Here is an 8,626-nt window from a genome sequence, read left to right as displayed (position 1 = left end):
CGCCGGCGCGGCGGCCTGCGGGCGGGGGGCGGCGGGCGCGGCGGGGGCGAACCCTCCGCCTCCGCCACCACCGAAGCCACTCCCGCCGCCGAAGCCCCCGCCCCCGCCGGGGCCGGCGGACGGTCCGCCGCCGGGCGGGCCACCGCCCGCGTCGACGACGAGCTCGATCTTCCACTGCACGCCGAAGGAGTCGCTGAGGGCCTGGCGGAGGACGTCCTCGCTGCCGCCGTTGGCGAAGCTGTCGCGGGCTCCGGCGTTGGAGAAGCCCACCTGGAGCGTGGTGCCGTCGAAGCCGCTGACGTGGGCGTTCTGGCTGAGCAGGATCCACGTGAAACGGCGACGGTTCTTGACGGCGTCAAGCACCTGCGGCCACATCTGGCGGACCTGGTTCACGTCGCCGCCGCGGGCCTGCGGCTGGGCGGCGGGGGCCGGGGTCGAGGGGGCCGCCTGCTGGGGTGCCTGCTGCGGCGCGGCGGCGGGCCAGCCACCCGGCTGGGACTGCTGCGCGGGGGCCTGGGGCTGCGCGGGGGCCTGCGGCGCGGCGGCGGAGGGCCAAGCGCCGGGCTGGGACGCGGGGGGCTGAGCGGCAGGGGGCTGAGCGGCAGGGGCGGCGCCCTGGCCGGGGGTGGTCGCCGTCGGCCAGGCGCCGGGCCGAGGCGCGGCCGGTGCGGACTGCGGAGCGGCAGCGTGTTGCGGGGCCGCAGCAGGGGCCTCAGGAGCAGGGGCCGCCGCGGCCACCGGCTCGGGAGCCGGGGTCGGGGCAGGGGCGGACTGCAGGGGCGTCCCCGCACCGGCTCCCGGGCCGGCTCCCGAGACGGCCGCGCGGGCCGCGGCGGGGCCGGAGAGCCCCGGGGTGGCGGCGGGGTCGTGCCCATGGGGACCGGGCTCGTAACCGGCGGAGAGCCCTGGCTGCGGGGCCGCCACGAACCCGCCCGCCATGCCCGCGGCGGGGCCCGCGCTCAGCCCCATGCGCTCCAGCTTGTCCAGCCGGGCCCGGACGGAACGCTCGTCGTCGTAGGCGCCGGGCAGCAGCACGCGGGCACAGATCAGCTCCAGCTGGAGCCGGGGGGAGGTGGCGCCGCGCATCTCCGTCAGGCCCTGGTTGACGAGGTCCGCGGCGCGGCTGAGCTCTCCGGCGCCGAACACGGACGCCTGGGCCTGCATGCGCTCGACGACGTCGACCGGGGCGTCGATGAGCCCCTTCTCGGCGGCGTCCGGCACGGCGGCGAGGATCACGAGGTCGCGCAGCCGCTCCAGCAGGTCGGCGACGAAGCGCCGGGGGTCGTTGCCGCCCTCGATGACCCGGTCAACGACCTCGAACGCGGCCCCGCCGTCGCCGGACGCGAAGGCCTCGACGACTCCGTCGAGCAGCGAACCGTCCGTGTACCCGAGGAGGGACGTGGCCATGGCATACGTCACACCGTCCTCGGCGGCACCGGCGAGCAGCTGGTCCATCACGGACATCGAGTCACGCACGGATCCGGCGCCGGCCCGGACGACGAGCGGCAGCACGCCCTCCTCGACGGGGATCTTCTCCTGCTCGCACACCTGGCCCAGGTACTCACGGAGAGTGCCCGGCGGGACGAGACGGAAGGGGTAGTGGTGCGTCCGCGACCGGATGGTCCCGATGACCTTCTCGGGCTCGGTGGTCGCGAAGATGAACTTGAGGTGCTCCGGCGGCTCCTCGACCACCTTCAGCAGGGCGTTGAAGCCCGCCGAGGTGACCATGTGCGCCTCATCGATGATGTAGATCTTGTACCGGCTGGAGGCCGGCCCGAAGAACGCCTTTTCCCGCAGGTCACGGGCGTCGTCCACACCGCCGTGGGACGCGGCGTCGATCTCGATGACGTCGATCGAGCCCCGTCCGTTCCGCGCGAGGTCCTGGCAGGACTGGCACTGCCCGCAGGGGGTGGGCGTCGGGCCCTGCTCGCAGTTCAGACAGCGCGCGAGGATCCGCGCGCTCGTCGTCTTGCCGCAGCCGCGCGGCCCGCTGAACAGGTACGCGTGATTGACCCGGTTGTTCCGCAGCGCCTGCTGCAGCGGGCTGGTGACATGCTCCTGCCCGATGACCTCGGCGAAGGACTCGGGACGGTAGCGGCGGTAAAGCGCGAGGGACGACACACCTACGACGATATCGGGCCCCACTGACAAGTGGCCTCGCTCACAGAACCCGGCCCCCGCCGGCCCCCGGCGCCCCTCATGATCGCCTCCGCGGAGCGACCAGCCGCCCCGGAAACACAAGGGCCCCCCACGCACCCGCCAGAGCCCACTTACCCTTGCTGCCTTCCGGCCCTGGGGGAGTTGGGTGAGATAGCGCCACGTGAGGGGCTTGCCCCCAACCCTAGCGCACTCCACCCCCCACCCGGGCCCCCTCCCCCGGCCCCCGCCCCGTCCTCGATCTTGCTCCCGGATCGGGTTCGCGAGCACTGCTCCACGTCTTGTATTGTTTGCGGCGGAGGATTCGCCTAGAGGCCTAGGGCGCACGCTTGGAAAGCGTGTTGGGGGCAACCCCTCACGAGTTCGAATCTCGTATCCTCCGCAGCTGCCTGAACAGGCAAACCGAGAAGCCGAGCCACGATCGTGGCTCGGCTTCTCGGTTTCTCGGTATGTGTGGGCAGCACTCCTGGTGGCAAAAGGGGGCCCTTGAACAAGGGGGCCCTTGAAGTGGGAATGTTCCGCCAGGCCACACATCCGGGCAAGGGGATGCGCCATCCTTGAGCCCGGCGGGCCCACCGGGGTCCGGCCGGGCAGTTCCTTGTACCTGGCGGGGGTCTCCATGGCGTCCGGATCGACGCTGAAGGCGTGGCTGCACGGTCTCGACGGGCCGCACCTGGCACGGGTGCTCGCGGCGCGGAAGGACGCGGTGTCCCCTCCGGAGCCGCGCTCGGTGGGGGAGTTGGCGGACCGTCTCCAGCGCCCGGGATCGGTGGCACTCGCCCTTCCACGGCTCGCGCTGCCGTGCTTGCAGGCAGCCGAGGCACTGGTCGCCCTGGGAGCCCGCGCGACGAGGGACGCCCTGGCGGAGCTGCTGGGCGTGGCGGCCCCCGGTGCTGCTCGCCACCTGGACGCGACGCTGGAGGTGCTGTCCGATCACGCACTCGTCTGGCAGGACGGCAACGGGACCCTGCGCATGGCCGCACCGCTGCGGCAGGCGTGGGACGATCCGCTGGACTTTGACGCGCCGCTGGAGGAGCTGCTGACGGGCGCGACCTCCGATGAACTGCGCGGCATGCTGGAGGCGTTGGGGATCAATCCGCCGAGTACCGAGCAGCAGCGACTGGCCGCCCTGGTGGAGCACCACAGCGATCCGGAACTGGTCGCCTCGGTGGTCGCGAAGGCCCCTACGGCGGCCCGCGAGCTCCTTGAGGGCCGTGCTCGCTCCGGGCCGGGCGAGCCGCAGCTCATCATGATCGGGGCTCCGGGGCACGACCTCGAACCGGGTGCGCGATGGGCGCTGGAGCGCGGACTCCTCGTCCAGGACCGGCGCTGTTACGGACCGGCCCGTATGCCCACCGAGGTGGCACTCGCGTTGCGCGGGCCGGGATGGCGCGCCCCGTTCCAACCCGTCCCGCCTTCCGTGCGATTGGCGTCCGTCACCCCGGCGGAGGTGGACCGTGAGGCGTCAGCCGCGGCCGCGGTGTTCGCCGCCCGTGCCGCCTCGGTCCTGTCGGCATGCTCCGCCGCTCCACCGGCCCGGCTGAAGTCCGGCGGGATCGGCGCCCGGGAACTGGCCCGGATCGGCAAGGCCGCGCAGGCCGACGACGCCGTGGTACGGATCACTCTGGAGGCCGCGTACGCGGCCGGACTGCTGGGACGCGACGGCGACTGCGTCGCACCCACCGAGGCGTACGACGCCTGGGCGGCGAAGGAGCCCTCGGAACAGTTCGCCCGGCTGCTTCAGGCGTGGTGGAACCTGGCACTCACCCCCTCCCGGGCGCGCGACGAGGACAACAGGGCACTCCCCGTACTCGCCGGGGCGCCACCCTGCGCAGGCTGCCTGGAAGCCCGGCGGGGGCTGCTCGTCGCGACGGCGGAGCTCCCGGCGGGGCAGGGTGCGAGGGTCACTGCGGATCTGGGCCGGCTCGTGGCCTGGTACCGGCCGCTCGCCGACCCGGCGCCGCAGGGCGGGACACCGTTCGGCGCCGCGATCCGCGAGGCCGAGCTGCTCGGCGTACTCGCCCGCGGCGCCCTGTCCGACCTCGGTGCCGCTCTGCCGGCCGACGACGCGGAGGGACTGGCCGTCGTATGTCGACGGCTGCTGCCCGAGGCCACCGCGACGGCCCGGATCGGCGCCGACCTCACCGCCGTCGTCACCGGTACCCCGACCGCGCCGCTCACCGCGCTACTGAATTCCACCGCCGACCGGGAGACCAGCGGCACGGCCTCGGTGTGGCGGTTCAGCGCCGACAGCGTCCGCCGGGCCCTGGACGCCGGCCGCACCCCGGACGACCTCGCGGCCGACCTGGCCGCGGTCGCCGCCGGGCCCCTGCCGCAGCCCTTGTCCTATCTCATCGCCGACACCGCGCGCCGCCACGGCCGCGTGCGCATCGCCCCCGCCGCCTGTGTCATCCACGGCGAGAAGCCCGCCCTCCTGACCGAAATCGCAGCCAACCGCAAGCTCTCCCGACTCGGCCTGCGGCAGGTCGCCCCGACGGTGCTGGTCGGCCGCAGTCCGCTGAAGGAGACTCTCACCGCGCTCCGCACCGAGGGCTACGCCCCCGTCGCCGAGACGGCCGAGGGAACCGTACGCATCGAGAGGGCCCGGCCTCGGCGGGCCGCCGCCACTGTCCCGGTCCCGCGCAGGTACGGTGACAACGCGGCTATCCGGAGCGTGGTCGCCCGCGAGGCGAAGGCTCCGGCCGCCGTCAACCTGAACGCCTTGGCCGTGCGACTGCTGACGGCCCCGCCGGACGCCCCGGCCCCCGATCCCTTCGGCAGCGGAGTCCCCTTCGGCACCGACACCGAGGAAATCGTCTCCGGGTATGCGAAGTGGCTGTCGTACAGCGATGTCCGCCAGCTCGCCCATGCCCTCAACGCCGGGACCCCCATCACGGTCGAGTACATCGACACCTCTGGAAGCCGCACCGTACGCACCCTCAGCCGCCTCGCCCTCGACCCGCCCTGTCTCGAAGCCTGGTGCCATCTGCGGGAGGCCGAGCGTGTATTCGCCCTCTCCCGCATCCACGGCGTCATGCCCGCGCAGACCGAGTACACGGTCACGAACAGCACAGCCTATGGACGAAGCGAGATATAGAGGCAGGACCGGGACGCCCGCCGGCGACGCGGGCGGCCCGGCCGGAGTGCACCGTCCGGCCACTGGTTGCCGTTACCTCACCCCGGGTTGCATCGCGTCCGCTCCACGGGGCCGCCCGGTGTCCGCGTTGCGCGCCGGGCCGTCCGGCTTCGGCGCGCTCCGCTCGCCGAGAGGAAGGACCAGGACCCGCAGCACGGTGGGGCCGGGCGGGCGGCGGAACTCTCCGATGTCCTGCCACCCCCAGGACCGGAAGGCAGCGCAGGCCGCACCGTCGGCCTGATCCACCAGGGTGGCACCGAGCGATGCCTGATGGCTGGTGAGCAGCCGCTCCTGAAGGTGACCGGCGAGCCCGCGGTCGCGCTCGTGCGGATGGACCACGATCTCGGTGACCGCGAAGACGCGCCCGGACGCGGTGAGTTGCTCGACCTCCTGCGGGAGCGGCCCGGAGAACCCCCGCCACCAGGAGCCGTCACGCCGCACGGGGAACCCGAAGGCACACCCCACCAGGGCCGGCGCCCGCCCGGCCCGCGTGGCTTCCGCGATCATCATGTCGAACCCGGGCCGTCGGACGTCATCGGCAAGGCGCCGCAGAAAGCTCTCGCGGCCGCGGTACTCCTCACCGGGCCGTGTGTCGGCGGACTCCACGTACAGATCCGCCAGGTCCTCACGCTGGCCCTCGGCCTGCCAGCGGCTCAGTCCACGCAAGTACACCCCGCCCCCCGCCAACGGTGCGTAGCCCTCCAGCCTCTGTGCCTGCCCCGGCCCGGAGCGGGCCATCACAGCACACCGCCCGGGGCGGCGGGCGCCAGGACCCCCGGACGCCCCGTGACCCCGTACGTGGGAGCAGGCCGCGGTGCCGGAAGGCTTCCGGCCTGCTCTTCCGGACCGGGAGGTGACGTGGCAGGGTCCGGGAAACCCAGGAGCAGGGGGCCGGTGCCGGTGAGGGTGAGGATCCGGACCAGCGTGGGAGGCGGATGATGCAGACTCAGGGCACCTCCGGCCGCGATGGCGTGGTGCGCGGCACGGAGGAAGGCGTTGAGGCCGCTGCAGTCGCAGAAGGTGACAGGGGTGAGATCGACGTCGATGGTGCGGATGCCCTCGCACAGGCACCGTTCCAATGCCTCGCTCACCAAGGGCGCGGATACCTGGTCGATCTCACCGGCCAGGGTGATCAGCGCCCGGCTCCTCGTGTCGTGCCGGTAGACGTTCAGCATCTGAAGGGCGGACATGGCGCCTCGGTTCAGGAGACTTGCCGGGACAGTGCCAGGGGAAGGTGCCGGGCTTCGGCACGTCCTGCTCTGCTCCCGGGTCATGACGTTCGGGCGATCGAGCGAACCACTGGTGCGGCCCGTGTTCCGGAGCCGAGGACCCAGTCGACTCCCTAAGGGGATGCCCTGAGCGAAGGGACGAACAGTCCGCTCCCCGCAGGCACCGTGCGCCAAGCAACAGCGCGCCGCCGGGGTTTGGGGCGTCCACTCAGCAGCATAGACCCCAGCCTTGGTCAAGAGGGGCACGGAGGCTGCTTTTTCTCGCCGTTCTCACTTGACAGGCTCTCCGTCCGTAGCGATCGCTGCCACGGTGGCAGTCGGGATCACGCGTACGCGGTGGGGACGCCTGCGGGCCCGTCCTTCGTGCTGGAGAGGTGTTGTCCGCTTCCGTTGTTTCGGACACATCGGGCAGACCGTCGGTCTCCTGTCCCGACCGGGCTCTTCCAAAGCCCGCGCCGCGCTGGGCGGCTTTCCGCTCAAGTGGCGGCCTCGGTTGCCGCGGTTCGCTTCGCGGCCAGTCCGACGGATCGCGCAAATCTTCGACGCGACCCCGGTAGCGTTCCACTCATGACAGCCAACTTTGGAACTGAATTAAGGCAGCTCCTGGCCAAGTTGAGTGGTTTTTCCATCGATGCCACGGACTACGTCTCCTACTTCGTCAATGACTGCGGAGAGCGCCTGGTCTTCGTGCAACGGCAAGGCGAGGGATCCGCCACCTTGCTGCACTCGGACCTGGGTTGGGAACCCCGTCCGGTCGACGGCCCCACCACGACGATGGCCGAAGCCGCCCCCGAAGAGATGAAGCAGATGCTGAAGAACGTCAGCGTCGACGGTGGGCTGCTGAGCATCCCTATGTGCGGAAGCACAATCCTCAGCTTGGACGAAGCCAAATGGCTGGAAGCCTGTTACTCGGCCAGCGCGCCCCTACGAGCCGGGGATGACGCATGAGTGGCGAGCACGACCGGACCTGCGGGCGCCCGACTCGTTCGGGGAAGCCATGCAAGATCCGGATAGCCGGGTCGGATGTTGCGTGTAGTACGCATGCCACCGATCAGGACCGCGCGGTGGCCGATGCGCACCGCCGCGGCTACCGCGAGGGCTATGAGTCCGGCAGCGAGAGGGCCGCGAGTTCGTCGAGGTTCCGGGTCGAGCAGCTTGAGCGACGCGTCAAGGAGCTTGAGCAGAAGCTGGACGAGGCCGTCCGCGTGTACGAGATGGACGGTGATCAGGTGGTCGGCGTCGATGGGTATGCCTATCGCTGGCGCGGGGACGAACCGCTTGCGGTCGGTGATCGGGTGCTGCTTCCGGAAAACTACGTGAGCAGCATGAAGTACGGCCGCGGCCCCTTTCCCGGCGTCGTGACGGAGCTCGGCACGACCTACCGCGGTCCGCTGTCCTTCATCATCAGGCGGGCGCCGGCCGACGACGTGTAGCGGGTTAAGGGCTGCTCGTTGACGTGCCACCGGCCTGGCCCCCCTGGCTCCCGCCGGATCAGCGCGTGCCGCCCGCGACCCGCGAGTCGATCCACGAGCAGAGCTCGTCGAGGGCGGCTGCGGTCCGTTCGGAGTCCTGGGTGATGAGGTAGTCGCCGAGGAGGCCGGAGTAGGCGTTGTTGAGGAGGGTCGCCAGGGTCAGGGCGTCGTGGGCGGGGAGGCCGCGGTGGGTCAGGCAGGTGGCGACGAACTCGGCGCGGCCCTGGATGAAGCCGGGGCCGGGGAGGGTGAGTCTGCCCGCGGAGGCGAGGCCCTCGATCTCGCGGATGAGCCGGGTCATGGCCAGTTCGCGGGGGCCGAGGTTCCGTTCCCATGCGGCCCGGACGATGGAGCTGATGGTCACGGACGGGTCGTCCCACCCGGCCGTGGACCGGAGCGCTTCGTGCTGCCGTTCGTCGAGGCGTTCGAGGACCGCGGTGAGCAGGGCGTCCTTGTCGCTGAAGTGGTGGGTGAGGACGCGGGTGCTGCGGCCGAGCCCCTCGGCCAGGGTGCGCAGGGAGAAGTTGCCGACGCCGGTCAGGGCCAGCTGGTCGATGACCGCGTCGGTCACCTCGCGTCTGCGGTGCGGGCTGGCGGGTCTGGGCATGGGGCGGCACCTCCTCGCGCACACC

Annotated in this window: 7 protein-coding genes, 1 tRNA gene and 1 other RNA gene; 4 read left to right on the top strand and 5 right to left on the bottom strand. The window is 72.0% G+C overall.

Going from position 1 to position 8,626, the window contains the following annotated elements:
- Both HN013_RS30210 and ffs read right to left on the bottom strand, forming a co-directional pair.
- On the bottom strand, window positions 1-2,121 hold a 2,121-nt coding region (locus HN013_RS30210), incomplete at its 3' end, for a DNA polymerase III subunit gamma and tau (RefSeq protein ID WP_171171876.1).
- Window positions 2,122-2,237: 116 nt separating this feature from the next.
- An RNA gene (gene ffs / locus HN013_RS30205) (signal recognition particle sRNA small type) lies at window positions 2,238-2,332 on the bottom strand.
- Window positions 2,333-2,454: 122 nt separating this feature from the next.
- On the opposite strand from ffs, the gene HN013_RS30200 reads away from it, so the two are divergent.
- A tRNA-Ser gene (locus tag HN013_RS30200) sits at window positions 2,455-2,539 on the top strand.
- A gap of 237 nt (window positions 2,540-2,776) precedes the next feature.
- Window positions 2,777-5,254, top strand: coding sequence for a helicase-associated domain-containing protein (locus HN013_RS30195; RefSeq protein ID WP_171171874.1), 2,478 nt, complete (start codon window positions 2,777-2,779; stop codon window positions 5,252-5,254).
- Window positions 5,255-5,326: 72 nt separating this feature from the next.
- Here the strand turns inward: HN013_RS30195 and HN013_RS30190 are convergent, their stop codons facing one another.
- On the bottom strand, window positions 5,327-5,965 hold the full coding sequence (locus tag HN013_RS30190) for a hypothetical protein (RefSeq protein ID WP_312018757.1): 639 nt from the start codon (window positions 5,963-5,965) through the stop codon (window positions 5,327-5,329).
- Between the two features lie 65 nt (window positions 5,966-6,030).
- Entirely contained in the window at window positions 6,031-6,483 is a 453-nt protein-coding gene (locus tag HN013_RS30185) for an STAS domain-containing protein (protein ID WP_171171873.1), read from the bottom strand.
- 606 nt (window positions 6,484-7,089) lie between these two features.
- Here HN013_RS30185 and HN013_RS30180 point away from each other — a divergent pair.
- Both HN013_RS30180 and HN013_RS30175 read left to right on the top strand, forming a co-directional pair.
- Window positions 7,090-7,470 carry a hypothetical protein gene (locus HN013_RS30180; RefSeq protein ID WP_171171871.1) on the top strand — a complete coding sequence of 127 codons (381 nt, stop codon included), beginning with the start codon at window positions 7,090-7,092 and terminating at the stop codon, window positions 7,468-7,470.
- Between the two features lie 116 nt (window positions 7,471-7,586).
- Window positions 7,587-7,955 carry a hypothetical protein gene (locus tag HN013_RS30175; RefSeq protein WP_171171869.1) on the top strand — a complete coding sequence of 123 codons (369 nt, stop codon included), beginning with the start codon at window positions 7,587-7,589 and terminating at the stop codon, window positions 7,953-7,955.
- Between the two features lie 58 nt (window positions 7,956-8,013).
- Here the strand turns inward: HN013_RS30175 and HN013_RS30170 are convergent, their stop codons facing one another.
- On the bottom strand, window positions 8,014-8,601 hold the full coding sequence (locus HN013_RS30170; RefSeq protein WP_171171867.1) for a TetR/AcrR family transcriptional regulator: 588 nt from the start codon (window positions 8,599-8,601) through the stop codon (window positions 8,014-8,016).
- Window positions 8,602-8,626: the final 25 nt, after the last annotated feature.

It is taken from the genome of Streptomyces sp. I05A-00742, assembly GCF_013055795.1.
In the GTDB taxonomy this organism is placed as follows: Bacteria; Actinomycetota; Actinomycetes; order Streptomycetales; family Streptomycetaceae; genus Streptomyces.
The sequence above is the reverse complement of the archived record's forward strand: the minus strand, read 5'-3'. Positions and strand labels throughout refer to the sequence as shown.